The organism is Roseateles sp. FW301-B2 (genome assembly GCF_058788955.1).
Genome location: NZ_JBYTBE010000016.1, coordinates 1 through 23,989 on the forward strand (window position 1 = coordinate 1; position 23,989 = coordinate 23,989).

The window sequence follows — 23,989 nt, forward strand, 5'->3', positions numbered from 1 at the left end:
GGTCGGCACCGTGCGCTTCATGCCAGCGGAGCCGCCGCCGCCGATGCGCTTGGCCTCGGCGTCCGGGCTCAGCATGCTCAGGCTCAGGGCGGCCACCAGGGTGGCGATCAGCAATCCATGTTTCACGTCTTCATCTCCTTGCGGCCATCGACGGCCGTGGCGGGCATATGGGGTCGGGTGGGGGCAATTCAAGCGTCGCGCACATCGGCCAGCACCTTGCTGCCGAAATCGGGGCGCGCCAGGATCTTGAGGATGCGCGCGGCCGCCTCGTCGGGGCTGGCCAGCAGGCCCTCGCGCTTGAAATTGGCGAACTGTGCCTGGTCGGGGAACTTGCTGGGGTCGCCGCTGCGCAGCTGGGTCTGCATGTCGGTGTCGATGATGCCGGGCGCCAGCGAGACGATCTGCGCGCCGTTCAAGCCCTGGCAGCGCTTGTGGGCCTCGTCCAGTGCCATCGCGGCGGACAGGTTGTCCATGCCGGCCTTGGCGGCGCAGTAGCCGGCGCTGGCCGCCATGGCGCGGCGCCCCAGGCCCGAGGAGATGTTGAGGATGCGCCGGTTGCCCGGCCAGGCGCGCGTGGCGTCGAGGAAGGCGGCACTCAGCAGCAGCGTCGCCTCCAGGCTGACGCGCAGGGTGCGCGAGAGCTCGGCCAGCGGCAATTCGTCCACCGGGCCGGGCGGGCTCACCGCGGCCGCGTTGTTGACGAGGGTGAGGCTGCGGTAGCCCTGGCCGTCCTGCTGGCTCAGCCAGCTGCGCAGCTGTTCGGCGGCGGGCAGGGGATCGGACAGATCGGCCGTCCATTGCTGCAGCGGCGCGCCCAGCCGCGCGGCCTCGGCCTGCAAGGCCTCGCTGCGCTGGCGCGCGATGCCGATGAGCTGCCGCGACGGCGCCAGCAGCTGGCGGGCTATCGCCTCGCCCATGCCGCGCGAGGCGCCGGTGACGATGGTGAGATCGGTGAGGGTGTTCATGGGCGCATGGTAGGGCAAGCTACAGTGGCGGCCATGACGCAGAAGAAGATGTTTGTCTGGCTGGGCCTCGCGGTCGCGGCGATATTCGCGCTGGCCTTTGCACCGGCCCTGTGGCAGATGGTGAGGGGCCCTGTGCCCGGGGCCGTGCCGGAGCACGACCTGCCCTGGCAGGTGCAGGCCTTGCCCGATGGCAGCAGCCGCGTGTTCGGCCTGGCGCTGGGGCCTGGCCGGCTGGCGGACGCGCGGGCGCGCTGGCCCGACAACTTCCAGCTCGCGCTGCTCGTCGACGGCACCGACGCCGCGACGCTGGAAGCCTATGTGGATAACGTCCAGCTCGGTTTCGTCAGCGGGCGCCTGATCTTCAGCGCCACGCTGCCGGCGCCGCAGATGCAGGGCTTGCGCGAACGCGCCAGCAAGATCGAGCCGCTGGCCAGCGGGGCGCACCGCTACACCCTGGCCGCGCAAGACCTGGCCCTGGCCGATGGCGCCAGCTTGCGGGGCATCAGCCTGATCCCGGCGCTGCAGCTGGACGCGGCGCTGGTGCAGCAGCGCTTCGGCGCCCCCGCCGAGCGCCTGCAGCTGCAGGGGCTGGAGCATTGGCTCTATCCCGCGCTGGGCCTGGCCATCAGCCTGGACCCCAAGGGCAAGGAGCTGCTGCAGTATGTCGCGCCGGCCGATTTTTCGGCGCGCCTGCGCGAACCCCTGCTGGCGCTTCAGAAGTCCGGCGCGCAGTAGAAGCGCTGGCCGCTGTCTTCCAGCACCAGCTCGCTGGCATGCAGCAGCAGGCGCGGTGCGCGCGCCGCGTCCGCGGGGCTGGCGTAGAGCGCATCGCCCAGGATGGCGTGGCCGATCGCCATCAGGTGCACGCGCAGCTGGTGGGTGCGGCCGGTGAGGGGCACGAGCTCCACGCGCGTGCTGTCGGCCGTGCGCGCCAGCACACGCAACCGCGTCTGCGAGGGTTTGCCGCGCTGCGCATCCACCATCTGGCGCGGCCGGTTGGGCCAGTCGGTGAGCAGGGGCAGGTCGATCTCCAGCTCGTCCTGCGCCAGCCGGCCCGCCACCACCGCCACATAGCGCTTGCCGACGCGGCGCGTGGCGAAGGCCTGGCTCAGCTCGCGCTGCGCCGCGGCCCCACGCGCCAGCAGCAGCAGGCCCGAGGTCGCCTGATCCAGCCGATGCACGATCAGCGCATCCGCGCACTGCTGCTGCACGCGCGCGCTGGCGCAATCCTGCTTGTCGGGGCCGCGGCCGGGCACCGAGAGCAGGCCGCTGGGCTTGTTGACGACGATCAGGCGCGCATCGGCGTGCAGCAGCGTCAGGTTCATCAGAACTGGTCGACCCAGCCGGACTGCGCGGCCGACTGCGGATTCGAGCCCACCGCGCGCACCGCCGCCAGCGCCACCTCGCGTTCCAGCCCCAGGCCCTTGAGCACGCAGGCCGCCACCGTGCCGGTGCGGCCGATGCCGGCGGCGCAATGCAGCAGCACCTGCTCGCCCAGCACCAGGCTGTGCGTCAGCTGCTCCACCCCCTGGCGGAAGGCCGCCGGGTCGGCGCCCAGGCCGAAATCGCGCATCGGTAGATGCTGCCAGCGAAACGGCAGGCGGCCCTCGGCGATGGCCTTGTGGTAGGCGGGCGAGAGCTGCGCCACCTCGTCCAGCGGGTTCAGGCACACCACCAGGTGCAGCTGGCGCAGGCGCGCCTCGTCGAGAAAAGCGCCCCATGACTCGAGGCGGCCGGGCATGGACTGCAGCCAGAGGCGGCCGCTGATGGCAGAGGGCAGGGGCAGAGAGCGGAATGGCATGGCCGGATTGTCACTTGCGCCGGCCCGCTCTGTCAGCCGCGGCATGGGCCTGGCTGCTTCATGGTTTATAAACCAAACGTTTATTTAATTCGACGGCGCAGGCATGATGCCGGCCATCGGCGCTAAGCCTTGGAGGACGCGATGGGTGTGGTGAATCTGCAGTTGCTGGGCCTGGACCATGTGGTCTTGCGGGTGCGCGATCTGGACGCCGCGCTGGCCTTCTACGTCGGCGTGCTGGGCTGCAGCCTGGAGCGTCGCCAGGACGAGATCGGCCTGGTGCAGCTGCGCGCCGGCGCCGCCCTCATCGACCTGCTGCCCCTGGACGGCAAGCTGGGCCGTGCCGGCGGTAGCGGGCCAGGCGCCGAGGGGCGCAATATGGATCACTTCGCGCTGCGCGTGGCGAGCTTCGACGAGGCCCGGCTGCGTCTCGCGCTCGAGGCTGCCGGTGTCGAGGTGGGCGAGTATGGTCAACGTTATGGTGCGGAGGGCGAGGGCCCCTCGCTCTATCTGCGCGACCCCGACGGCAACGGCGTGGAGCTGAAGGGCCCGGCCCAGGCCTCGGCATAAGCGCTTGTGCGTACGGAACCCGCCATGATGGCTTCGCAAGCAGCGCATCCCCATCTGCGCATTGCGCGCCCGGTCGCCGATCTGCGGCGCAGCGTCGCGCTCTATATCGACGGCCTGGGCCTGAGCCGCCTGGGCGAGTTCGCCGACCACGCGGGCTTCGACGGTTGCATGCTCGGCCAGCCCGGCGCGGCCTATCACCTGGAGTTCACGCAGTGCCGCCAGCACCCGGTGGCGCCGCGGCCGACGCCCGAGGATCTGCTGGTGCTCTACCTGCCCGAGCCGGCCGCCTGGGAGGCCGCCTGCGCGCGCCTGCTGGCGGCGGGCTTCCGCCGGGTGGCGGCCTTCAATCCCTATTGGGACGAGCGTGGCCGCAGCTTCGAGGACCCGGACGGCTACCGGCTGGTGCTGCAATGCGCGGCCTGGCGCAATGAGCCGGCCTCATGAGCCGGGACCTCGCATGAGCGCCAGCCTTGCCAGCCTCGCGGCCGAGCCGCCGCCCGCCATCAAGCATCCGCAGCTGGTGCTGTGGGCCGTCTGCCTGCTGGGCCTGCTGAGCACCATGGGGGTGGCGATGCCATACCCCATCCTGGCGCCCATCTTCGTGCACGGGCCGGCCGATGCCTTCACGCGCTTTGCGGGCCTGGATCCCAAGCTGCTGATGGGCCTCGCGCTGGCCGCCAATCCGCTGGGCATCCTGATCGGCAGCCTGTTCATCGGGCCGCTGTCGGATCGCTATGGCCGCCGTGCCGTGCTGGCGGTGACCCTGCTGGCCACCCTGGGCGGCTATCTGCTCACCGCCTATGCGTTGCAGCAGCGCTGGTATCTGCTGTTCGTCGCGGCGCGCTTCGTCACCGGGCTCACCGAGGGCAATGTGGCGGTGGCGCGCGCCCTGCTTGCCGACATGCATGGGCAGATCGACCGCACGCGCGCCTTTGCGCTGCTGAATGCCGCGCTCTACATGGGCTGGCTGCTGGGGCCGCTGGTGGGCGGGCTGACGCTCGGCTGGGGTGAGCCCGTGCCCTTCGTGCTGGCGGGGCTGGCCATGCTGCCCTGCCTGCTGGTGCTGGGCCTGGGCGTGCCGGCCTCGCCCGCGGCCAGCGGCCCCTTGCAGCTGCTGCGCGCCATGCGCGAGCAACAGGCCCTGGGCCTGCTGGCGCGCGACCCGCTGCTGGCCGCCCTGTTTGCGATGCAGCTGTGCCTGACCCTGGGGGTCAACGCCCTGTATGAGTTTTCGCCGCTCTGGCTGCTGGAGCAATTGGGCCTGGACGGCCGCGGCATCGCCTGGGTGACGGCGGGGCAATGCGCGGTGATGACGCTGGCCAGCGTGTTTTCCGGGCGCTGGCCCTTGCGCCGGTTCACCCAGGGCGGGCACCCGCTGCGGGCGGCGGCGCAGGCGGCGCTGGGCGCCGCGCTGCTGATCGGCGCGCTGGCCCTGGTGCCGGGCCCCGTCGGGCTGGCGGTGATCATGCTCTCGGGGCTGCCGCTGGCGCTCTACAACGCGCTGCTGCCGGCCTGGATGTCGGAGCGTTTTGCCGCCCATGGCCAGGGGCGGGTGATGGGCTTGCTGTCCACGGTGTTCTGCATCGCCAACGTGGCGATCGCCCTGGTGGGCGGCGCGCTGGCCCTGCTCTCGGTGCGCTGGATCATGGCCCTGGGCGGCTTGATGTGCGGCGCGGCCGCGTTGCAACTCCTGCGCCTGGCGGCGCGCGAACTGCAGCAGCATCAGCAGGTTGGGGGGCGCGCGCCATGAACGCCACCAGCGAGCGCCTGCTCTACCAGCTCAAGAGCCGCGGGGCGCAGAGCGCCGCCACGCTGGCGGCGGCCTGCGCCATCACGCCGATGGGGGCGCACAAGCAGTTGCAGGGCCTGCTGGCGCAGGGCCTGGTGGAGGCCGAGGACGAGGTCAGGACCGGCGGCACGGCGGGCCGCCCCAAGCGCATCTGGCGCCTCAGCGCGATGGGCCATGGCCGCTTTCCCGATCGCCATGGCGAGCTGGCGGTGCAGCTGATCCGGCAGACCGCCGAGCTGTTCGGGCCGGCCGCGCTGGAGCAGCTGATCGCGGCGCGCGAACGCGACATGCTGGCCAGCTACCAGCAGCGCCTGCAGGGTGCGCGCAGCCTGCCCGCCAGGCTCAGACGCCTGGCCGAGATCCGTGCCGAGGAGGGCTATCTGGCGCGCGTGGAGCGCGATGGCAGCGACTGGCTGCTGATCGAGGACCATTGCCCGATCTGCGCCGCGGCCAGCAGCTGCCAGGGCTTCTGCCGCTCCGAGTTGGCCCTGTTCCGTGCCCTGCTGGGTGCGCAGGCGGCGAGCGTGGAGCGCTGCGAGCACCTGCTGCAGGCCGGTGCCAGGCGTTGCGCCTACCGCATCCGCGCGGCCCGGCCGCGCGCCGCGGTTCAGGAGACGATGTAGGCGGCCGCGCCGGTGCTCAGCAGCCGGCCCTGAGCGTCCAGGAATTCCATGCGCGTGCTGGCCACCCGGCTGCCCAGGCGCAGCACCTGGGCGCGGGCGCGGAACAGCGGCCCGGTGGCGGGGCGCAGATAGTCGATGCGCAGGTCGATGGTGCCCAGCTTGCCGAAGCGCTGCAGGCGCTGCAGCGGCGGCTCGTCCAGGTGGCGCGCGCCGATGGCGGCCATCACCGCCAGCCCGCCCATCGCGTCCAGGGTGGCGCTGATCACGCCGCCGTGCAGGCGCTGGTGGGTGAAATGGCCGATCAGCTCGGGCCGCATGCTGATATGGGCCAGCACCTGCTCGGCCTCCAGCGCGTCGATCTGCAGGCCCAGCACGCGGTTGAAGGCAATATGTTCTTCAAAGATCTCGCACAGCCGCTGCGTGAACTCGGGCTCGAAGATGCTTTGCCGGGGCGGCTGCGGGGCAGTGGCTTGGTCGCTGGTCATGCCTCGAACTTAGCCCAGCGTCGCCTCCCTGGCACTGAGGGCTGACCCTCGGCCGCTGGCGCCTTGGCGACAGCTCGCAGCTGTAAAAGAATGTGTGGCCGGTCGGCAGGATGGTTGCGCTGGGCGTTGATGACGCATTGACCGGAGATCACCATGAAACTGACCGCCTTGTTGCCTCGCCTGTTGCTGTGCTCGGCCGCGCTGGCCTCGGGCGCCGCCTTCGCCTACGACCGCTCGCCCGAGATCGGCTTCAGCCTCTCGGTGGCCCAGCCCGGCGTGTATGGCCGCATCGATATCGGGCCGCAGCAGATCCCGCGTGTCTACTATCCGCAGACGGTGCTGGTACAGCCGGCCGCCGTGGCCTACCGGCCCATGTACATCTATGCGCCGGAACCCCATGTGCGGCATTGGCGCGACTACTGCCGCCAGTACGGCGCTTGCGACCGCCCGGTGTACTTTGTGCGCGACGAGTGGGTGCGCGAGAACTATCGCCACGAGCACCGCCACGGGCGTGGCCATGGTCACGGCCATGGCCATGACTGACTGAACGATCAGCCGGCGCGCTCCAGCATCGCGTGCAGCAGCACGTTGCAGCCCGCCGTGATGTGCTCGGGCTTGGCATCCTCGATCTCGTTGTGGCTGATGCCGTCCTTGCAGGGGATGAAGATCATGCCCGCCGGCGCCAGGCGCGCCATGTAGACGGCATCGTGCCCGGCGCCCGAGACGGCCGGCATGTTCGAATAACCCAGCTTCTCGGCCGCACGCGCCACCGCCTGCACGCAGTCCGCGTGGAAGGGCTGGGCGGGGTAATGCGAGACCAGCTCGATCTGGATGGGCAGGCCGCTTTCGGCGCTGTGCCGGGCGGCGCAGGCGCGGATGTCGGCGTCCATCGCCTCCACCAGCGCGTCGCTGGCATTGCGCAGGTCGATGCTGAACTTCACGCGGCCCGGGATGACGTTGCGGCTGTTGGGGTGCACCTGCACCATGCCGACCGTGCCACGACCATGCGGCGGATGCCGATGCGCCACCGCCACCACGTCCTGCATCAGGCGCGTGGCCACCTGCAGCGCATCCTTGCGCAGCGCCATCGGGGTCGGGCCGGCATGGGCCTCCATGCCGGTGACGGTGCAGTCATACCATTTGATGCCCAGCACGCCGGTCACCACGCCGATGGTGACGTCGTGATCCTCCAGCACCGGACCCTGCTCGATATGGGTCTCGAAATAGCTGCCGATCGGATGGGCGCCGGGTTCCTCGGGCCCGATATAGCCGATGCGCTCCAGCTCCGCCTTGACGCTCTTGCCCTCGGTATCGGTGGCGGCATAGGCATGCTCCAGCGTGAAGGCCTTGGCGAACACGCCCGAGCCCATCATCACCGGCACGAAGCGCGAGCCTTCCTCGTTGGTCCAGAACGCCACCTCGATCGGGGCTTCGGTTGCTATGCCATGGTCGTTGAGGGTGCGCACCACCTCCAGCCCGGCCAGCACGCCGTAATTGCCGTCGAACTTGCCGCCGGTGGGTTGGGTGTCGATATGGCTGCCGGTCACCACCGGGGGCAGGGCGTTGTTGCGCCCCGGCCGGCGCATGAAGCCGTTGCCGATCTTGTCCACCGTCACCGTCATGCCGGCCTCGCGCGCCCAGCGCAGCACCAGGTCGCGGCCCTGGCGGTCGAGTTCGGTGAGGGCGAGGCGGCAGACGCCGCCCTTGTCGGTCTTGCCGATCTGGGCCAGCTCCATCAGCGAGGCCCAGAGGCGCTCACCGTTGACGCGCAGGGTGCCGATGTCGGGGCGGGCGATGGTGTCCATGTGATTGCTCCTCAGCGCTTGGCCGAGCGATCGACCGGCGTGGGTGCCAGGTCTTGCGCGCGGGCCTTGGCGGCCTGGAAATTTGGGCCGAAGGCGGGGCGCTTCAGATAGCGGCCGGCGCCGGCTTCGGCACGCAAGTCGCCCTGGGCGTAGACCACGCGGCCCTGGCTGATGGTATGGCTGGGAATGCCGCGTACCGTGCGGCCCTCGAAGATATTGAAGTCGCCCTTGGAGTGCTGCGTCCGTGCCGAGATGGTCTTGGTGCCCTGCGGGTCCCACAGCACCAGATCGGCGTCGGCGCCCGCGGCGATGCAGCCCTTCTGCGGGTAGAGGTTGAAGAGCTTGGCCGTGTTGGCCGAGGTGATGGCCACGAACTCAGCAGGCGTGAGCCGGCCGCTGTTGACGCCGGCATCCCAGATCACCGCCATGCGTTCCTCGATGCCCCCGCAGCCGTTCGGGATCTTGGCGAAGTTCTCCAGGCCGGCGGCCTTTTGCTGGGCGCAGAAGGTGCAATGGTCGGTGGCGGTGGTGTGCAGCTGGCCCGATTGCAGGCCGCGCCACAGAAACTCCTGGTGGATCTTGGGGCGGAAGGGCGGGCTCATCACATGGGCCGCGGCCGTGGCGAAATCGGGGTGGCGGTAGACGCTGTCGTCGATCAAAAGATGGCCGGCCAGCACCTCGCCGTAGACGCGCTGGCCGCGCGCCCGCGCCCGGGCAATCGCCTCGGCCGCCTCGATGCAGGAGACATGCACGATGTAGATCGGCACGCCCAGCACGTCGGCGATCGCGATGGCGCGGTTCGCGGCCTCGCCCTCGACCATGGGCGGGCGCGAGAGCGGATGGCCCTCGGGGCCGGTGATGCCCATCTTGGCCACTTCCTGTTGCAGCAGATAGACCAGCTCGCCGTTCTCGGCATGCACGGTGGGCATGGCGCCCAGCTCCAGCGCGCGCTTGAAGCTGTTCACCAGGGTTTCGTCGTCGCACATGATGGCGTTCTTGTAGGCCATGAAGTGCTTGAAGCTGTTCACGCCCTCCTGCTGCACCAGGGTGGCCATGTCGGCATGCACGCTCTCGCCCCACCAGGTGACGGCGACGTGGAAACCGTAGTCGCCGGCCGACTTCTCGGCCCAGCCGCGCCACTGCCGATAGGCCTCCATCAGCGGCTGCTGCGGATTCGGGATCACGAAGTCGATGATGGAGGTCGTGCCACCGGCCAGGCCCGCCGCGGTGCCGGTGAAGAAGTCGTCCATCGTCACCGTGCCCATGAAGGGCAGCTGCATATGGGTATGCGGGTCGATGCCGCCGGGCAGCAGGTACTGGCCGCTGGCGTCCAGGGTCGGCGTGCCGGCCGGGGCCTGCGCCTGTGCGCTCGCGCCCACGGCCGCGATCTGCCCACCCACGCACAGCACATCGGCCTGGCATTCGCGGTCGGCGTTGACAACGGTGCTGCCACGTATCAGCAGTGCTGAAGAAGAAGCCATGAGGAGTCCTTTGATAGCTCAGGCGCGCTTGAGCGCCAAGCCCTGTTCGTTGACCTTGCCCGCCATCGCCACGCGATACACCAGCGCCGCGATGCCCAGGCCGATGAACCAGGCATAGGTATAGACCTGTTTGAAGATGTCCGCCACCTCGGGGAAGGCGGCCGGGAAGGCGGCGTTCAGAAAGCCCGGCACATTGGGCAGCACGCCCAGCACGAAGGCGGCCACCGCGGCCCAGTTCCAGCCGCCGGCATAGCTGTAGGCGCCGCGCTCCTGGTAGAGCTGGGCCACGTCCAGCCGGGTCTTGCGCAGCAGGTAGTAGTCGACGATGAGGATGCCCGCCACCGGCCCCAGCAGGGCCGAGTAGCCGATCAGCCAGGTGAAGATATAGCCCTGGGTGGATTCCAGGATCTTCCAGGGCATCATCAGGATGGCCAGGCTGGCGGTGATATAGCCGCCGGTCTTGTAGCTGATGGCCTTGGGCGCCAGCGCCGAGAAGTCGTAGGCCGGGCCGACCAGATTGGCGGCCAGGTTGACGCTCACCGTGTCGATCAGCAGCACGATCAGCGCGATCAGCACCGCGGCTCCGGTCATGCGGCTGGCCAGGTCCACCGGGTCCCAGATCGCCTTGCCGTAGATCACCACCGTGGCCGAGGTCACGAACACCGCCAGCGCGGCCAGCAGGCCCATGGGCGCTGGCAGGCCGATGGCCTGGCCGACGATCTGGTCCTGCTGCGACTTGGCGAAGCGCGTGAAGTCGGGGATGTTGAGCGCCAGCGTGGCCCAGAAACCCACCATGGCGGTCAGCGAGGGCCAGAACACGGCCGAGAACTGGCCGGCCTTCTTGCCGCCTTCCACAAAGGCCGAGGGCTGGTCGAGGATGGGGCCGAAGCCTCCAGCTTTGTCATAGGCCCAGTAGAGCAGCACGAAGCAGATGATGATCTTGACCGGCGCGGTATAGGTCTCGAGCTTGCGGATCGCGTCGATGCCATGCACCACGTAGTAGAACTGGATCGCCCAGAAGGCCAGGAAGCAGCCGAACTGCGCCAGGTTGATGCCCAGGCCGGGCAGCTTGTCGCCCTCCAGCGGATGACCGATCAGCACACCCGCCAGGGTGTAGATCATCATGCCGCCAAACCAGGTCTGGATGCCGTACCAGCCGCAGGCGACGAGCGCGCGCAACAGGGCAGGCAGCTTGGCACCACTGGTGCCAAAGGAGGCGCGTGCCAGCACCGCATAGGGGATGCCGTACTTGGCGCCCGCATGGCCGATCAAGAGCATGGGCACCAGCACGATCAGGTTGCCGAGGAACACCGTCAGCACCGCCTGGTTCCAGCTCATGCCGGACTCGATCAGGCTGGCCGCCAGGGTGTAGGCGGGGATGCACATCACCATGCCCACCCACAGGGCGGCGAAGTGGTACCAGCGCCAGGTGCGCTGGGCGGTGCTGGTGGGCGCCAGGTCCTCGTTCCACAAGTCGCTGCTACCGGTGCTGCTGCTTGCTCTTGGTTCAACCATGCTGCTGACTCCGTGTTTGATGGTATTCAGGGTGAGCAAACTCTGTGCCCAGGCGCCAGGGGGCGCCACGTGGATAACCCTGTCAGGCCGGCGCTCGCATGGGGTTGTTGGGGTGCGTGGTCCAGTTGGCATAGCCCGCGCGTACCGGCTCGCCGGTGCGCGCATCGATCTCACCGGCTTGCAGCGCGCGCATCGTGATGGTGTCGGGCACCGGGCAGATCGAGACGCAGAGATTGCAGCCCACGCACTCGTCTTCCATCACTTCGAAGTAGCGCCGGCCCTCTTTATCCATCGCCGTGATGGCCTGGTGCGAGGTGTCCTCGCACACCACATGGCAACGCCCGCACTGGATGCAGCTGTCCTGGTTGATGACGGCCTTTTCCACGTGGTTGAGGTTGAGCTGGTTCCAGTTCTTCACCGAGGGCACGGCCAGCCCCATCATCGCGTCGAGATTGCGGTAGCCCTTCTCGTCCATGAAGTTGGAGAGGCCCGAGCACATGTCCTGCACGATCTTGAAGCCGTAGACCATGGCGGCGGTGCAGACCTGCACCGTGCCGCAGCCCAGCGCGATGAACTCGGCCGCATCGCGCCAGTTGCTGATGCCGCCGATACCCGAGATCGGCAGCCCGGCGGTGGCGGGGTCGCGCGCGATCTCGGCCACCATGTTCTGCGCGATCGGCTTCACGGCCGGGCCGCAATAGCCGCCGTGCGAACCCCAGCCGTCGGTGCTGGGGTTCATCAGCATGCGGTCCAGGTCCACGCCCATCACCGAGTTGATGGTGTTGATGAGCGAGACCGCATCCGCGCCGCCGGCCCTGGCCGCGCGCGCCGGCTGGCGCACGTCGGTGATGTTCGGGGTGAGCTTGACGATCACCGGCAGCTTTGTGTACTGCTTGCACCAGGCCGTGACCATCTGGATGTACTCGGGCACCTGGCCCACCGCCGAGCCCATGCCGCGCTCGCTCATGCCATGCGGGCAACCGAAGTTGAGTTCGATGCCGTCGGCGCCGGTGTCTTCCACCAGCGGCAGGATGGCTTTCCAGCTGGCCTCGGTGCAGGGCACCATCAGCGAGACGATCATGGCGCGGTCCGGCCAGGCGCGCTTGACGCGCCGGATCTCCTCCAGATTGGTGCGCAGCGGCCGGTCGGTGATGAGCTCGATGTTGTTGAGGCCGATGACGCGCCGGTCCTGGCTCATCAGCGTGGCATAGCGCGGGCCACTGACGTTCACCACCGGTGGATCCTCGCCCAGGGTCTTCCAGACCACGCCGCCCCAGCCCGCCTCGAAGGCGCGCGTGACGTTGATCTCCTTGTCGGTGGGCGGGGCCGAGGCCAGCCAGAAGGGATTGGGGCTCTGGATGCCCAGGAAATTGCTGCGGATGTCAGCCATGGCTCAAGCCCTCAGGAATTGATCGATGGAGATCGCGGCCAGCTTGCCGTGCTCCACGGCTTCGACCGTGAGATCGCGCCCGCCCAGGCGGCAATCGCCGCCGGCCCAGACCTTGGGATGGCTGGTGCGGCCGGCCTCATCGGTCTTGACGCGGCCGTTCTGCACTTCGATGGTGGGCGAGAGCGGATCACCAATGAGCTTCTGCCCGATGGCCTTGAGCACCATATCGGCCTGCAGTTCGAACTGTTCGCCCGTGTCCACCAGCTGGCCGTCGCGCTCGGCGGTGACGGCGAAGCGCATGCCGGTGACGCGCCCCTCGCTGCCCAGCACCTGCAGCGGCCGCGCCCAGGTGCGCAGCGCCACGCCATTGGTCTGCGCCCATTGCTGCTCATGCGCCGAGGCCCCCATCTGCGGCTGGCCGCGGCGGTACACGATGCTGACCTCGCGCGCGCCCAGCAGCCGGCTCTGCACCGCGGCGTCCACCGCCGTCATGCCGCCGCCGATGACGAGCACGCGCTGGCCCACCGCCACCTCGCTGGGGCGGGCCGCCTGTCGCAGTTCGGCAATGAACTCGACCGCGTCGCGCAGGCCATGCAGGGCCGGCTCGGCCACGCCCAGCGCATTCACGCCCGCGAGGCCCAGGCCCAGGAACACCGCGTCGTACTGCAGGGTCAGGTCTTGCAGGCTGAAGTCCCGGCCCAGGGCCTGGCCGCACTGCACGCCGATGCCGCCGATGGACAGCAGCCACTCCACTTCCTTCTGTGCGAAGCCATCGGTGGTCTTGTAGCTGGCCAGGCCGTATTCGTTCAGGCCACCCAGCTTGGGCCGCGCCTCCAGCAGCGTCACCTCATGGCCGGCGCGCGCCAGGCCATGGGCGGCGGCCAGGCCGGCGGGCCCGGCGCCCACCACCGCCACGCGCTTGCCGGTGGCAGCGGCGCGGGTAAAGAGTGGTGGGTTTTGCGCAGAAACGGGTTTGGCGAAGAAGGCATCGGTGGCATAGCGCTGCAGCAGGCCGATCTCCACCGGCTTGCTCTCGTTGCCATGGCGCACGCAGCCCTGCTCGCACAGGACCTCGGTGGGGCAGACGCGGGCGCACATGCCGCCGAGCGGATTCGCGCTCAGGATCGCCTCGGCCGCGCCGCGCTCGTTGCCCTGTGCGATGCGGGCGATGAAGCTGGGAATGTCGATGCCGGTGGGGCAGGCGGTGGTGCAGGGCGCATCAAAGCAGTAGTAGCAGCGCTCGGCCTCGATGAGGGCCTGGTGGCGCGTCAGCGGCGGGTGCGCGTCGGCGAAGTTGTGCGCGTATTCGGCCTCGCTGAGGCGCGCGGCCTGGATGCCATCGGCGCTGGCGGATCGCTGGTCCATGGGTTCTCCCTGGTCGTGGCGGGCCGCCAATCGCGGCAGCCGTGAGGAATGATTTACCAACTGGTAAAAACTAACCAGCTGGTAGATTCCCGTAGCACCACGCCGGGGCGGGCATGCACTCTGATAATCCGCGCCATGCCCAGAAACGCGCCCGCCACCCCTCCCAAGCCCGAGCTCAAGCCCATCGCCAAGAACCCGGCCGCACCGCGCGCCGCGCGTCTGCAAAAAGAGTCCCAGATCCGTGCCGAGGCCGAGCGCCAGTTTGCGCAATACGGCTTCGAAGGCGCCTCGCTCGAGAACATCGCGGCGGCCCTGGGCCTCTCGCGCCACAACCTGCTTTACTACTACCCCAGCAAGGAGGCGCTCTACCGCGTGGTGCTCGACGAGGTGCTGAAGGAGTGGCTGGAGCGCATGGCCGGCATCGTCGGCGGCACCGACCCCGAGGCCGCGCTGCGCGACTACATCGCCGCCAAGCTGCGCTTCTCGCGCGAGCGCGCGGCCGGCTCGCAGGTGTTTGCGCGCGAGGTGATGGCCGGCGCGCCGCGCTTTCGCGATGCGATCGAGGGTCAGGTCTTGCCGGCGCTGAACGCGGATGTGCAGACCTTCGAGCGCTGGGCGCGCGAGCAGCGCGTGGCGCGGCTGGACTTCCGCCACCTGATGTTCAGCATCTGGTCGTGCACCCAGGCCTATGCCGATCTGGGGCCGCAGTACGCCATGCTGCTCGGCAAGCCGGCGCTGGAGGGGGGCGACTTTGCCGCTGCCGAAGGCGTCATCTTCAGCATGGTGTGGGGGGCGCTCAAGCCCTAGAGCCTCCCGCTGAGGCGCAGCGCTTCCAGTCGCAGCGCGATCGCCTGTTCGAGTTCGCTCAAGCGCTGCTGCAGCGCTTGGCGTTCCACCGGGTCCGCGCAGGCCTGCAGGGCCGCCGCCAGCGTGGCGCGCTCGCGCATGCGCTCGACCTCGGGCGGCACGAAGCCGGCGTTCTTGAGGATCTTGAAGGGCATGCGCAGGCCATCCGGTGTGGCCAGATAGCCAGCGTCCTCGTCCAGCGGCTTGCCAAAGTGCTCCGCCTGGCGCAGTTCGCCGGACTTGCGCGCATGTTCCAGGTGCCGGGCGATCTCGTCGTCTTGCATGGGCCGATTCTGCCTTGGCCCGACGCCGGCAGGGGTCGCCCAGGCCTGCCAGAATGCCGTCCATGCAAGATCCGAATATCAGTACCCGTCCCGAAGGTTTTCAACGCGTCAGCGCGGCGCTGCGTGATCGCCAGCATGGCCATGCACCGCTTTGGCTGGAGGTGGCGGCGCGCACCTCGCAGGAGGCCGCCGACGCGCTGGGCGTGAGCCTGGGCCAGATTGCCAAGAGCGTGGTGTTCCGCCGCAAGGTCGACGAGCAGGCGGTGCTGGTGATCGCCTCGGGTGACAGGCGCGTGGACGAGAAGAAGCTCAAGGAGCTGACCGGCCCGCTGGGCCGCGCCGATGCCGACTATGTGAAGGCGCGCACCGGTTTCTCGATCGGCGGCGTCTCGCCGCTGGGCTTTGCGCCGACGGGCGATGCCGCGCCGCCGCTGCTGTTCATCGACCGCGAGCTGTTCCGCTTCGAGCTGATCTGGGCCGCCGCCGGTCATCCGAATGGCGTGTTCCGCATGCGCCCGGACGAGCTGGTGCAGCTCACCGGCGCGCCCGTCATCGATGTGGTACAGGCATGAGCGATACGCCCGCACGCGTCGCCTCGCCCTGCACCAATGTCTGCCGCATGCACGAGGCGAGCGGCTTTTGCGAGGGCTGCGCGCGCACCATCGCCGAGATCGCCGCCTGGTCGCGCGCCGACGACGCCAGCCGCCTGGCCATCCTCGCCGCGCTGCCGCCGCGCCGCGCGCTGCTGGTGGAGCAGGGCATCTACACCGCCGCCGAACCCAGCATCTGAGCAGCCTATGAAGCACATCCGTTTCTATTTCGACCCGATCTCGCCCTATGCGGCGCTGGCCTTCGAGCGCCTGCCCGAGGCGCTGGCGGGCCAGAGTTACAGCGTCGATTACGTGCCCATCCTGTTCGCCGCGCTGCTCAAGGCCGGGGGCCAGAAGGGGCCGGCGGAGATCCCGGCCAAGCGCGCCTGGACCTATCGCCAGATCGCCTGGCACGCGCACCAGCTGCAGATTCCGATGCAGCTGCCGACCCCGCATCCATTCAATCCGCTGGCCCTGCTGCGCCTCGCCTGGGCCAGCGCCGAGCCGGGCCGCACGCCGAGCCGGCTGGCGGTGGAGCGCATCTTCCGCCATGTCTGGCGCGGCGCCGGCGCCGACCCCAATGAGCCGCAGCGCCTGGCCGACCTGAGGCAAGACCTGGCCCTGGTGCAGGACCCCGAGGGCGAGCCGGTCAAGCAGGCGCTGCGCAGCGCCACCGATGCGGCGCTGGCGGCGGGCGTGTTCGGCGTGCCCACGCTGGAGCTCGAGGGCCGGCTGTTCTGGGGGCTGGACGCGCTGCCCATGGTGGCGGCCTGCCTGCGGGGGGATGCCTGGTTCGACGGCGGCGCCTGGGAGGCGGCCGGCGCGGCGCCGCCCGGGGTGCAGCGCGGCTGAAGCGGGGCTCTCTGCAGCGCATGCCGGGCGCTGCGCAATTGGTCGCAAGGCGCGCGACGCCCCGGCGCCGAGTTCCTAGCATGGCTTCCACATCGTTCGGGAGCCATCATGTCGGCTACGCCAACACCATCGCAACAATGCCCACCCAGCCTGGAGCTGAAGGGCCTCGGCAAGCAGTACGCCGGCGGCTTCTGGGGGCTGCGCGAATTCAGCGCCTTGCTGCAGCCGGGCATCACCGGCATCCTGGGGCCCAACGGCGCCGGCAAGTCGACGCTGCTGCGCATGCTGGCCACGCTCAGCACGCCCAGCGCCGGCGAGATCTGCTGGAAGGGCGAGCGCGTGCCCACCGGCGGCCTGCACTGGGGTCAGGTCTTGCGCGAGCGGCTGGGCTATCTGCCGCAGGACTTCGGCGTCTACCCGCAGCTCAATGCGATCGAGTTCCTCGGCTATCTGGCCGCGGCCAAGGGCCTGTCGCCGCGCAGCGCCAGGGCGCGCATCGACGACCTGATCGCGCTGCTGAATCTGCAGCATTGCGCCAAGCAGGCCTTGGGCGGCTATTCGGGCGGCATGCGCCAGCGTGTCGGCATTGCCCAGGCCCTGTTGAACGACCCCGAGCTGCTGATCCTGGACGAGCCCACCATCGGGCTCGATCTGGCCGAGCGGGCAGCCTTCCGCCACTTGCTGGCCGAGCTGGCACAGGACCGCATCATCCTGCTCTCCACCCACATCGTCTCCGACCTTGAGGCCACCGCCGAAGACATCCTGATGATGGCCGGCGGCCGCCTGATCGCGCGCGACTCGGCCGAGTCGCTGGCCTTTGCGCTGCAGGGCCAGGTGTGGCTGTGGACCGTGCCCTTCAAGGACGTGGAAGCGCTGCGCCAGCGCTGGCTGGTGGCGGGCATGCTCAAGCGCCCGCAGGGCATGCAGCTGCGCGTGCTGAGCCCGGTGGCGCCGCACATCGATGCGCGCGCCGCCGAGCCGAATCTCGAAGACGCCTATCTGTGGGCCACGCGCCCGCGTGCTGCCCAGGCGGAGGCCGCATGAGCGGGGCGCTGCGCTGGCTGGCGCCGATCTGGCCGGTGGCCTTGGCGGACTTGCGCGAGCGCAGCCGCGGCCGCGGCTTTGTGCTGGCGCTGCTGCTGTGCGGCGCGCTGGCCGGCCTGGTGCTGCGCGGCGACATGATGCTGGCCGTGGGCGGCTACCGCGGCGCCCACAACGCGGCCTGGGTGGGCGCGCAGATGGCGCTGGTGTTCAACACCATGATGAGCTTGTTCGGCTACTTCCTGATCAAGGGCGGCGTGCAGCGCGACGCGCGTTCGGGCCTGGATCAGATCCTCGGCAGCACCGGCCTCGGCGTGCTGCGCTACATGCTGGGCAAATGGCTCAGCCATCTGCTGTTGCTGCTGAGCATGCTCCTGGTGATGCTGGCGATGGCGGTGCTGCAACAGTTCCTGCCGCCGGCGGGGCTGGCGCAGGTGGCGATGGCCGGCCCCTGGCAGGCGGCCACGGCCCTGCTGGGCCCCTTCCTGGTGCTGAGCCTGCCGCTGCTGATGCTGCTGGCGGCGCTCAGCCTGGTGTTCGAGAGCCTGCCCTGGATGCGCGGCGCGCTGGGCAATGGCGTGGTCGTCCTGCTGCTGGGCGTGCTGATGAGCCAGGCGGTGCTGCGCAGCGAGCGCGGCGCGGCCGAGCCCTTGGGCATCTCGGTGCTGGTGCCGGATATGCGCGCCGCGCTGCTGAGCCAGGTGCCGCAGGAGAAGCTGCCCGGCTACACCCTGGGCTCGGGCTTCACCAGCGCCACGCAGCTGCGCCAACAGGGCGTCTTCCAATGGAACGGCATGGCCTGGACCGCTCGCCAGGTGCTGACGCAATGGGCCTTCGTGCTGCCCGCGGCCGGCTTGCTGGGGCTGGCGGCCTGCTTTCATGCCGCCTATGTCGCGCGTGGCCGGCGCATGCCGGCGGCCGAACCGCTGGCGCGCCGCAAACAGCGCGGCGTGCCGGCCGCCGCCACGCTGGCGGAGCTGGCCGAGGCCGAGCCGCGCGGTGCCGGCCGCCTGCGCCAGGTGCTGCGCCTGCCGCCGGGCTTGCGGCGCTTCGGGCCGCTGCTGTGGGCGGAGCTTCGCCTGCTGCTGCGCCAGCCGCGCTGGTGGCAGGCCGGCGCGCTCGCGCTGATGGTGGCCGGCGCCTTGCTGACGGGCGCGCGCGCCCAGCATGATCTGCTGCTGGCCAGCCTGGCCTGGGCGGCGCTGATGCTGGCACCGGCGGGTGGCCGTGCGCCCGCCCATGACGCCGGCGCGCTGCTGGGCAGCAGCGCCTGCGGTGGCCGCAGCCAGCGGCTGGCGCTGTTCGCTGCGGGCGTGCTGCTGTGCCTCGCGCTGTGCGGCGGTGCCGGCCTGGCAATGCTGGCGGCGGGGCGCTGGGAGCTGCTGCTGGCCACCGCGGCCGCCTGCCTGTTCCTGCCGGCCCTGCTGATCAGCCTGGGCGCATGGAGTGGTGGCCCGCACCTGGGCGAGAGCGTGGCCATGCTGTGGCTGCTGCTGGGCTGGCAAGGCCTGACCCCGCTGGACCCGCTGCTGAGCGGCGCGCCGGTCTACGCCGGCCTGGCCCTGCTGGCCTGGGCTGCGGGCGAGCTGATGCCGCGGCGCCGCCTCGAGCAAGCTTGGGCCTGAGCCGCCGCGGCGCAGTGTGGTGCGCTCGGTGCTTACCCTTGATGGGGCTCAAATTTCGCATGGAGAAACAGTGGCCTAGGGTTGCTGCGGGTTTCGTCAGCCAGCGTTCAGTCTCGCGTCAGAGACGGGTCAGAGGAGGGGCTCACAGTCGCCCCCAAGGATCACCGGGCGGTGGTTCTCCACGACGCTTCTACTGGAGACTTCTCACATGGCAACTGCAACTGCAGTGTCGACCAACACGCCGATGACGGCGGAAGAGAAGAAGGTCATCTTCGCCTCTTCCCTCGGCACGGTGTTCGAGTGGTACGACTTCTACCTCTACGGTTCGCTGGCTCCGATCATCGCCAAGCAGTTCTTCTCGGGTCTGGACCCGCAGGCGGCCTTCATCGCCTCGCTGCTGGCCTTTGCCGCGGGCTTCATCGTGCGCCCCTTCGGCGCGCTGGTGTTCGGCCGCCTGGGCGACATGATCGGTCGCAAGTACACCTTCCTGGTGACCATCCTGATCATGGGTCTGTCGACCTTTATCGTGGGTGTGCTGCCGTCCTATGCCACCATCGGATCGGCCGCCCCGGTGATCCTGATCGGCCTGCGCATGCTGCAGGGCCTGGCGCTGGGCGGTGAGTACGGTGGCGCCGCCACCTATGTGGCCGAGCATGCCCCGCAGGGCAAGCGCGGTGCCTACACCTCCTGGATCCAGACCACCGCGACGCTGGGTCTGTTCCTGTCGCTGATGGTGATTCTGGGCACCCGCACCATGATCGGTGAGCAGGCCTTCGGCGAGTGGGGCTGGCGCGTGCCCTTCATCGTCTCGATCCTGCTGCTGGCCATCAGCGTCTGGATTCGTCTGTCGATGAACGAATCGCCCGCCTTCCAGAAGATGAAGAGCGAGGGCAAGACCTCCAAGGCACCGCTGTCCGAGTCCTTCGGCCAGTGGAAGAACCTGAAGATCGTGGCGCTGGCGCTGTTCGGCCTGGTGGCCGGCCAGGGCGTGGTCTGGTATTCGGGCCAGTTCTATGCGCTGTTCTTCCTGACCAGCGTGTTGAAGGTGGATTCGTCCACGGCCAACATCATGGTGGCGGTCTCGCTGCTGCTGGGCACGCCCTTCTTCGTGGTGTTCGGCACGCTGTCCGACAAGATCGGCCGCAAGCCCATCATCATGGCCGGCCTGCTGCTGGCCTGCGTGACCTACTTCCCGCTGTTCAAGGCACTCACCAACGCCGCCAACCCGGACCTGGCCAAGGCGCAAGCCTCCGCCCAGATCTCGCTGACGGTGGACATGAGCACCTGCTCCTTCCAGGGCAGCCCGATTGCCCGTGAGGTGGACTTCACCAGCTCCTGCGACATCGCCAAGCGCGCGCTGGCGCAGTCCTCTGCCAGCTACGAGACGCTGCCCGGCCCGGCCGGTTCCGTCGCGGTGATCAAGGTCGGCGACAAGGTCATCAACGGCTTGAACGCCAGCGTTGCCGCGGGTGGTCACAAGTTCGACGAGGCCAGCGCCAAGGGCATCGCCGCCTTCAAGAAGGAACTGGGCGACGCGATGAAGGCTGCCGGCTACCCCGCCAAGGCCGATCCGGCCAAGGTGAACCAGCCGATGGTGATCGCGATCCTGTTCGTGCTGGTGTTGTACGTGACGATGGTCTACGGCCCGATCGCGGCGATGCTGGTGGAGCTGTTCCCGACCCGCATCCGCTACACCTCGATGAGCCTGCCTTACCACATCGGCAATGGCTGGTTCGGTGGCCTGCTGCCCTCCATCACCTTCGCGATGGTGGCGCAGAACGGCAACATCTACCACGGCCTCTGGTACCCCATCGGCGTGGCCGCCATGACCCTGGTGATCGGCCTGCTGTTTGTGCGCGAGACCAAGGACGTGGACATCTACGCGCACGACTGATGTCGACCTGACTGCAGCGCGCCTGCAGCCAACCCAAAAGGGCAGCCCAGGCTGCCTTTTTTCTTGCGCGCGCGCTGCACTCAGACTGCTGTCAGCTTGCAGGGCAAGAATGTCGGCATTCACCTCTTCCTGAGACAGACACCATGTGGAAATTGCTCGTCGCCTTCGTGATCTTTGCCGCCCTGGCGCTCTTCGTGCTGACCAAGAGTGGCGGCAATATCGACATGGGTGGCGAGAAGCATGATGTCTCGGCGCCGCACGCCGAGGCTTCGGCCCCGGCCGCCACCCCGGCCGCGGATGCCGCCAGCGCCGCGGCACCGGCATCTGCCGCCTCCAACTGAGGCCGGCTTGATCTTCATCAAGCTCTGACCCGGGGCGGCACCTTAGGGTGTCGCCATGCGCAAGCTCCTACGCAGCCTGGCGGGTAAGCTCGCCCTGATCCAGACCACCTTTCTGACGGTGGCTCTGGCCTCGATCGCCTTCACGCTATGGGTTTCCTGGCAGTTGGAGGGCGGCGCCGGCGCGATCAACGAGGCCGGGCGCATGCGCATGATGACCTACCGGCTGACGCTGGCGCATGAGACCGGCGGCCAGGCCGAGTTGCCCGATGGCGTCGCGGCCTTCGACGCGATGGTGCGCAATCTGCGCGAGGGCGACCCCTCGCGCCCGCTCTTCATCCCCGACAACCAGGCCTGCATCGAGCGCTTTGCCGAGGTCGAACGCGCCTGGCAGCCGCTGCGTGCCAAGCTGCTGGCGGAGCAGGGCGGGCCGGCGCTGCGCCAGCAGGCCGACCGGTTCGTCACCACGGTGGACAGCTTCGTCTCGGCCATCGAGCATGCCATCGCCACCCGCACCGCGCTGCTGGGCGGGCTGTGCTTCGGCCTCGTCGTGTTGGTGGCGGCGGCCTCGGTGGTGTTCGTCTCGGGCACGCTGATGTGGATCGTGCGGCCGCTGCAGCGCCTGCGCGACGGCCTGGCCACCATGGCGGCGCGCGACTTCTCGCAGCGCATCGACGAGCGTAATTCGGTCGAGGAGTTTTCCAGCCTGGCCCAGGGCTTCAACCAGATGGCCGACGCCCTGCAGCGCTCCTATGCGGGCCTGGAGGCCAAGGTGGCGGCCAAGACCGCCAATCTGGCGCAGCAGAACGAGCGCCTGGCCGCGCTCTACGACGTGGCCCTGCTGGCGGCGCAGAACCACGACAGCATGGAAGAGCTGGCGCAGAGCTTTGCGCAGAAGATCTGCCGCATCGCCGGTGCCGACGCCGCCGCCGTGCGCCTGGCCACCGAGGACGGCGAGCGCCTGCTGCTGCTGGGCCAGGTGCGCCTGCCGCAGCAGATGCGCGATGCCGAGCATTGCGTGCGCGTGGGCGAATGCGCCTGCGGCGAGCATCTCGAAACGGCGCCCGGTGCGCGCGTCATCCCGATCCGTCAGCTGGGCCCGCGCACGCTGCGGCATTGCGAGGCGGCCGGCTACCAGACCGTGGTCGCCATCCCCATGCGCACCCAGCAGCGCACCCATGGCGAGGTGGAGCTGTTCTTCTACGGCGAGCGCCCCATCCCCGAGGCCGAGCGGCATCTGCTCGATGCCCTGGTGGGCCAGGTGGCCTCGCAGCTGGAGAACCTGCGGCTGGCGGCGCGCGACCGCGAGATGGCGATCAGCGAGGAGCGCAATCTGCTGGCCCAGGAGCTGCACGATTCGATCGCGCAGTCGCTCGCCTTTCTGAAGATCCAGGTGCAGCTGCTGCGCAGCGCGCTGGCCAAGCAGCGCGCCGAGGAGGTGGAGCGCACCCTGGGCGAGATCGATGCCGGCGTGCGCGAGAGCTATGCCGATGTGCGCGAGCTGCTGCTGCACTTCCGCACCCGCGCCGGCCATGAGGACATCGAGCATGCGCTGCGCACCACGCTCTCCAAGTTCGAGCTGCAGAGCGGGCTGACGGCGCGCCTGGTGGTCACCGGCCAGGGCGTGCCCTTGCCGCCCGACGAGCAGATCCAGGTGCTGCACATCGTGCAGGAAGCGCTCTCGAACGTGCGCAAGCATGCCGGTGCGCGCAGCGTCGAGCTGCGCGTGCTGCAGGGGCCGCAATGGCGCTTCGAGGTCTGGGACGATGGCGCCGGCTTCGACCAGAGCGGCGACGCCGCCGATGAAACCCATGTGGGCCTGCATATCATGCGCGAGCGCGCCGCCCGCATCGGCGCGCGCCTGGAGATCCGCAGTTCGGCCGGCCAGGGCACCCAGGTCACCCTGCTGTTGCCGCCGCGCCAGGAGCGCCAGGCCGACACGCATGAACCGCAACGAGAAAGCGCATGAGCAAGCTGCCCGAGGAGAAGATCCGCGTCATGGTGGTCGACGACCACAGCCTGTTCCGCCGCGGCCTCACCGCCCTGCTGGCCCATGAGGAGGGCTTGGACGTGGTGGGCGAGGCCAGCGACGGCAGCGAGGCGCTGCGCCATGTGGCCACGCTCAGGCCCGACGTGATGCTGCTGGACAACCACATGCCGGGCGTGCGCGGCGTCGATCTGCTGCCGGGCCTGCTGGAGGCCGCACCCGAGACGCGCTTCATCATGTTGACCGTCAGCGAGGACGAGGAAGACCTGGCCGCCGCGCTGCGCGCCGGTGCGGTGGGCTATCTGCTCAAGACCATCGACGGCCAGGAGCTCGCCGCGGCGATACGGCGCGCGGTGCGCGGCGAATCGGTGGTCAGCCCCGAGATGACGCACAAGCTGGTGCGCGCCTTCAAGGCCAGCGTGGCGGCGCCGACGGCGGGTGCGGCGGCCACCAGCCAGGCCGAGCGCGACGCCGCCCTCGGTACGCTCTCGCCGCGCGAGCAGGACATCCTGCGCGAGATCGCGCGCGGCGCCAGCAACAAGGAGATCGCGCGCACCCTCGACATCGCCGAGACCACCGTGAAGATCCATGTGCAGCACATCCTGCGCAAGCTGGACCTCAGCTCGCGTGTGCAGGTGGCGGTGTGGGCCAGCGAACGGGGCCTGTTCAGCGGGCAGTGACGGCGCGCTTGATCGCGAGCAAGTCGGGCTGTTGAGACAGCACAAAACCATGCCGCGGGCATGCGC

General features: G+C 69.4%; 26 protein-coding genes. 16 read left to right on the forward strand and 10 right to left on the reverse strand.

The genetic code is table 11. The features are described 5' to 3' along the window. Positions 1-188: 188 nt before the first annotated feature. On the reverse strand, positions 189-965 hold the full coding sequence (locus AC3WQY_RS12570) for an SDR family NAD(P)-dependent oxidoreductase (RefSeq protein ID WP_492708796.1): 777 nt from the start codon (positions 963-965) through the stop codon (positions 189-191). Between the two features lie 33 nt (positions 966-998). Here AC3WQY_RS12570 and AC3WQY_RS12575 point away from each other — a divergent pair, with 33 nt between their 5' ends. Then, positions 999-1,700 (forward strand): hypothetical protein, encoded by a 702-nt coding sequence (locus AC3WQY_RS12575; RefSeq protein ID WP_492708798.1) that lies wholly within the window; start codon positions 999-1,001, stop codon positions 1,698-1,700. Here the strand turns inward: AC3WQY_RS12575 and AC3WQY_RS12580 are convergent. Both AC3WQY_RS12580 and AC3WQY_RS12585 read right to left on the reverse strand, forming a co-directional pair. Then, positions 1,679-2,290, reverse strand: a complete 612-nt coding sequence (locus AC3WQY_RS12580; RefSeq protein ID WP_492708800.1) for a pseudouridine synthase — start codon at positions 2,288-2,290, stop codon at positions 1,679-1,681. The genes AC3WQY_RS12575 and AC3WQY_RS12580 overlap by 22 nt on opposite strands. Next, positions 2,290-2,766 (reverse strand): protein-tyrosine phosphatase family protein, encoded by a 477-nt coding sequence (locus AC3WQY_RS12585; protein ID WP_492708802.1) that lies wholly within the window; start codon positions 2,764-2,766, stop codon positions 2,290-2,292. The genes AC3WQY_RS12580 and AC3WQY_RS12585 overlap by 1 nt, the downstream gene beginning before the upstream one ends. A gap of 141 nt (positions 2,767-2,907) precedes the next feature. Between AC3WQY_RS12585 and AC3WQY_RS12590 the strand changes: the two genes are divergently transcribed. Genes AC3WQY_RS12590 through AC3WQY_RS12605 form a run of 4 tightly spaced genes read left to right on the forward strand, consistent with a single transcriptional unit; the run spans position 2,908 to position 5,745 of the window. Further along, positions 2,908-3,333: a VOC family protein gene (locus AC3WQY_RS12590; protein ID WP_285231649.1), complete on the forward strand. Its 426-nt coding sequence runs from the start codon at positions 2,908-2,910 to the stop codon at positions 3,331-3,333. A gap of 27 nt (positions 3,334-3,360) precedes the next feature. Next, on the forward strand, positions 3,361-3,777 hold the full coding sequence (locus tag AC3WQY_RS12595) for a VOC family protein (RefSeq protein ID WP_492708803.1): 417 nt from the start codon (positions 3,361-3,363) through the stop codon (positions 3,775-3,777). Positions 3,778-3,790: 13 nt separating this feature from the next. Further along, entirely contained in the window at positions 3,791-5,083 is a 1,293-nt protein-coding gene (locus AC3WQY_RS12600) for an MFS transporter (RefSeq protein WP_492708805.1), read from the forward strand. Then, the gene (locus AC3WQY_RS12605) at positions 5,080-5,745 is read left to right on the forward strand and encodes a helix-turn-helix transcriptional regulator (RefSeq protein WP_492708807.1); all 666 of its coding nucleotides are present in this window, start codon (positions 5,080-5,082) and stop codon (positions 5,743-5,745) included. The genes AC3WQY_RS12600 and AC3WQY_RS12605 overlap by 4 nt, the downstream gene beginning before the upstream one ends. On the opposite strand, the gene AC3WQY_RS12610 is transcribed toward AC3WQY_RS12605, so the two are convergent. Further along, a complete protein-coding gene (locus tag AC3WQY_RS12610; RefSeq protein ID WP_285231653.1) occupies positions 5,730-6,230 on the reverse strand; it encodes a thioesterase family protein in 501 nt (166 codons plus the stop codon). The two genes, AC3WQY_RS12605 and AC3WQY_RS12610, sit on opposite strands and share 16 nt — an antisense overlap. 153 nt (positions 6,231-6,383) lie before the next feature. On the opposite strand from AC3WQY_RS12610, the gene AC3WQY_RS12615 reads away from it, so the two are divergent. Then, entirely contained in the window at positions 6,384-6,773 is a 390-nt protein-coding gene (locus AC3WQY_RS12615) for a hypothetical protein (protein ID WP_285231654.1), read from the forward strand. Between the two features lie 8 nt (positions 6,774-6,781). Here AC3WQY_RS12615 and AC3WQY_RS12620 read toward each other — a convergent pair whose 3' ends face one another. From AC3WQY_RS12620 to AC3WQY_RS12640, 5 genes are all read right to left on the reverse strand, one after another. Next, entirely contained in the window at positions 6,782-8,035 is a 1,254-nt protein-coding gene (locus AC3WQY_RS12620) for a Zn-dependent hydrolase (RefSeq protein ID WP_285231655.1), read from the reverse strand. Between the two features lie 11 nt (positions 8,036-8,046). Then, positions 8,047-9,516 (reverse strand): dihydropyrimidinase, encoded by a 1,470-nt coding sequence (gene hydA / locus AC3WQY_RS12625; RefSeq protein WP_492708810.1) that lies wholly within the window; start codon positions 9,514-9,516, stop codon positions 8,047-8,049. An 18-nt stretch (positions 9,517-9,534) separates the two neighbouring features. After that, on the reverse strand, positions 9,535-11,031 hold the full coding sequence (locus tag AC3WQY_RS12630; RefSeq protein WP_492708812.1) for an NCS1 family nucleobase:cation symporter-1: 1,497 nt from the start codon (positions 11,029-11,031) through the stop codon (positions 9,535-9,537). A gap of 82 nt (positions 11,032-11,113) precedes the next feature. Continuing rightward, positions 11,114-12,421, reverse strand: coding sequence for an NAD-dependent dihydropyrimidine dehydrogenase subunit PreA (gene preA, locus AC3WQY_RS12635; RefSeq protein WP_492708814.1), 1,308 nt, complete (start codon positions 12,419-12,421; stop codon positions 11,114-11,116). Positions 12,422-12,424: 3 nt separating this feature from the next. Next, a complete protein-coding gene (locus AC3WQY_RS12640) occupies positions 12,425-13,786 on the reverse strand; it encodes an NAD(P)-dependent oxidoreductase (protein ID WP_285231659.1) in 1,362 nt (453 codons plus the stop codon). Between the two features lie 135 nt (positions 13,787-13,921). Between AC3WQY_RS12640 and AC3WQY_RS12645 the strand changes: the two genes are divergently transcribed. Beyond that, the gene (locus AC3WQY_RS12645) at positions 13,922-14,593 is read left to right on the forward strand and encodes a TetR family transcriptional regulator C-terminal domain-containing protein (protein ID WP_492708816.1); all 672 of its coding nucleotides are present in this window, start codon (positions 13,922-13,924) and stop codon (positions 14,591-14,593) included. Here AC3WQY_RS12645 and AC3WQY_RS12650 read toward each other — a convergent pair. After that, a complete protein-coding gene (locus AC3WQY_RS12650) occupies positions 14,590-14,916 on the reverse strand; it encodes a DnaJ family domain-containing protein (RefSeq protein WP_492708818.1) in 327 nt (108 codons plus the stop codon). The two genes, AC3WQY_RS12645 and AC3WQY_RS12650, sit on opposite strands and share 4 nt — an antisense overlap. Positions 14,917-14,978: 62 nt before the next feature. Here AC3WQY_RS12650 and AC3WQY_RS12655 point away from each other — a divergent pair, with 62 nt between their 5' ends. The 9 genes from AC3WQY_RS12655 (at position 14,979) to AC3WQY_RS12695 (ending at position 23,923) form a co-directional block, all read left to right on the forward strand. After that, on the forward strand, positions 14,979-15,488 hold the full coding sequence (locus AC3WQY_RS12655; protein ID WP_492708820.1) for a YbaK/EbsC family protein: 510 nt from the start codon (positions 14,979-14,981) through the stop codon (positions 15,486-15,488). Then, entirely contained in the window at positions 15,485-15,706 is a 222-nt protein-coding gene (locus AC3WQY_RS12660; protein ID WP_285231665.1) for a DUF1289 domain-containing protein, read from the forward strand. The genes AC3WQY_RS12655 and AC3WQY_RS12660 overlap by 4 nt, the downstream gene beginning before the upstream one ends. Positions 15,707-15,713: 7 nt before the next feature. After that, complete coding sequence (locus tag AC3WQY_RS12665; RefSeq protein WP_492708822.1) at positions 15,714-16,358, forward strand: 2-hydroxychromene-2-carboxylate isomerase; 645 nt, start codon at positions 15,714-15,716, stop codon at positions 16,356-16,358. 108 nt (positions 16,359-16,466) lie between these two features. Continuing rightward, positions 16,467-17,402, forward strand: coding sequence for an ATP-binding cassette domain-containing protein (locus tag AC3WQY_RS12670; protein ID WP_492708824.1), 936 nt, complete (start codon positions 16,467-16,469; stop codon positions 17,400-17,402). After that, positions 17,399-19,024, forward strand: a complete 1,626-nt coding sequence (locus AC3WQY_RS12675; protein ID WP_492708826.1) for a hypothetical protein — start codon at positions 17,399-17,401, stop codon at positions 19,022-19,024. The genes AC3WQY_RS12670 and AC3WQY_RS12675 overlap by 4 nt, the downstream gene beginning before the upstream one ends. A 208-nt stretch (positions 19,025-19,232) precedes the next feature. After that, positions 19,233-20,918: an MFS transporter gene (locus AC3WQY_RS12680; RefSeq protein WP_492708828.1), complete on the forward strand. Its 1,686-nt coding sequence runs from the start codon at positions 19,233-19,235 to the stop codon at positions 20,916-20,918. 143 nt (positions 20,919-21,061) lie between these two features. Then, a complete protein-coding gene (locus tag AC3WQY_RS12685) occupies positions 21,062-21,259 on the forward strand; it encodes a hypothetical protein (RefSeq protein WP_285231675.1) in 198 nt (65 codons plus the stop codon). Between the two features lie 55 nt (positions 21,260-21,314). Continuing rightward, on the forward strand, positions 21,315-23,225 hold the full coding sequence (locus AC3WQY_RS12690) for a type IV pili methyl-accepting chemotaxis transducer N-terminal domain-containing protein (RefSeq protein WP_285231676.1): 1,911 nt from the start codon (positions 21,315-21,317) through the stop codon (positions 23,223-23,225). Further along, on the forward strand, positions 23,222-23,923 hold the full coding sequence (locus AC3WQY_RS12695; RefSeq protein WP_285231677.1) for a response regulator: 702 nt from the start codon (positions 23,222-23,224) through the stop codon (positions 23,921-23,923). Before AC3WQY_RS12690 ends, AC3WQY_RS12695 begins: the two co-directional genes overlap by 4 nt. Positions 23,924-23,989 lie beyond the last annotated feature (66 nt).

What these genes read in the sequence shown, in the direction of transcription:
- AC3WQY_RS12680 (WP_492708828.1), top strand. Translation starts at nt 19,233, where the DNA reads ATGGCAACTGCAACTGCAGTGTCGACCAACACGCCGATGACGGCGGAA.
- preA (WP_492708814.1), bottom strand. Translation starts at nt 12,421, where the DNA reads ATGGCTGACATCCGCAGCAATTTCCTGGGCATCCAGAGCCCCAATCCC.
- AC3WQY_RS12580 (WP_492708800.1), bottom strand. Translation starts at nt 2,290, where the DNA reads ATGAACCTGACGCTGCTGCACGCCGATGCGCGCCTGATCGTCGTCAAC.
- AC3WQY_RS12590 (WP_285231649.1), top strand. Translation starts at nt 2,908, where the DNA reads ATGGGTGTGGTGAATCTGCAGTTGCTGGGCCTGGACCATGTGGTCTTG.
- AC3WQY_RS12665 (WP_492708822.1), top strand. Translation starts at nt 15,714, where the DNA reads ATGAAGCACATCCGTTTCTATTTCGACCCGATCTCGCCCTATGCGGCG.
- AC3WQY_RS12695 (WP_285231677.1), top strand. Translation starts at nt 23,222, where the DNA reads ATGAGCAAGCTGCCCGAGGAGAAGATCCGCGTCATGGTGGTCGACGAC.
- AC3WQY_RS12630 (WP_492708812.1), bottom strand. Translation starts at nt 11,031, where the DNA reads ATGGTTGAACCAAGAGCAAGCAGCAGCACCGGTAGCAGCGACTTGTGG.
- AC3WQY_RS12655 (WP_492708820.1), top strand. Translation starts at nt 14,979, where the DNA reads ATGCAAGATCCGAATATCAGTACCCGTCCCGAAGGTTTTCAACGCGTC.
- AC3WQY_RS12570 (WP_492708796.1), bottom strand. Translation starts at nt 965, where the DNA reads ATGAACACCCTCACCGATCTCACCATCGTCACCGGCGCCTCGCGCGGC.
- AC3WQY_RS12615 (WP_285231654.1), top strand. Translation starts at nt 6,384, where the DNA reads ATGAAACTGACCGCCTTGTTGCCTCGCCTGTTGCTGTGCTCGGCCGCG.
- AC3WQY_RS12585 (WP_492708802.1), bottom strand. Translation starts at nt 2,766, where the DNA reads ATGCCATTCCGCTCTCTGCCCCTGCCCTCTGCCATCAGCGGCCGCCTC.
- AC3WQY_RS12605 (WP_492708807.1), top strand. Translation starts at nt 5,080, where the DNA reads ATGAACGCCACCAGCGAGCGCCTGCTCTACCAGCTCAAGAGCCGCGGG.
- AC3WQY_RS12595 (WP_492708803.1), top strand. Translation starts at nt 3,361, where the DNA reads ATGGCTTCGCAAGCAGCGCATCCCCATCTGCGCATTGCGCGCCCGGTC.
- AC3WQY_RS12640 (WP_285231659.1), bottom strand. Translation starts at nt 13,786, where the DNA reads ATGGACCAGCGATCCGCCAGCGCCGATGGCATCCAGGCCGCGCGCCTC.
- AC3WQY_RS12645 (WP_492708816.1), top strand. Translation starts at nt 13,922, where the DNA reads ATGCCCAGAAACGCGCCCGCCACCCCTCCCAAGCCCGAGCTCAAGCCC.
- AC3WQY_RS12660 (WP_285231665.1), top strand. Translation starts at nt 15,485, where the DNA reads ATGAGCGATACGCCCGCACGCGTCGCCTCGCCCTGCACCAATGTCTGC.
- AC3WQY_RS12575 (WP_492708798.1), top strand. Translation starts at nt 999, where the DNA reads ATGACGCAGAAGAAGATGTTTGTCTGGCTGGGCCTCGCGGTCGCGGCG.
- AC3WQY_RS12620 (WP_285231655.1), bottom strand. Translation starts at nt 8,035, where the DNA reads ATGGACACCATCGCCCGCCCCGACATCGGCACCCTGCGCGTCAACGGT.
- AC3WQY_RS12685 (WP_285231675.1), top strand. Translation starts at nt 21,062, where the DNA reads ATGTGGAAATTGCTCGTCGCCTTCGTGATCTTTGCCGCCCTGGCGCTC.
- hydA (WP_492708810.1), bottom strand. Translation starts at nt 9,516, where the DNA reads ATGGCTTCTTCTTCAGCACTGCTGATACGTGGCAGCACCGTTGTCAAC.
- AC3WQY_RS12690 (WP_285231676.1), top strand. Translation starts at nt 21,315, where the DNA reads ATGCGCAAGCTCCTACGCAGCCTGGCGGGTAAGCTCGCCCTGATCCAG.
- AC3WQY_RS12610 (WP_285231653.1), bottom strand. Translation starts at nt 6,230, where the DNA reads ATGACCAGCGACCAAGCCACTGCCCCGCAGCCGCCCCGGCAAAGCATC.
- AC3WQY_RS12675 (WP_492708826.1), top strand. Translation starts at nt 17,399, where the DNA reads ATGAGCGGGGCGCTGCGCTGGCTGGCGCCGATCTGGCCGGTGGCCTTG.
- AC3WQY_RS12650 (WP_492708818.1), bottom strand. Translation starts at nt 14,916, where the DNA reads ATGCAAGACGACGAGATCGCCCGGCACCTGGAACATGCGCGCAAGTCC.
- AC3WQY_RS12600 (WP_492708805.1), top strand. Translation starts at nt 3,791, where the DNA reads ATGAGCGCCAGCCTTGCCAGCCTCGCGGCCGAGCCGCCGCCCGCCATC.
- AC3WQY_RS12670 (WP_492708824.1), top strand. Translation starts at nt 16,467, where the DNA reads ATGTCGGCTACGCCAACACCATCGCAACAATGCCCACCCAGCCTGGAG.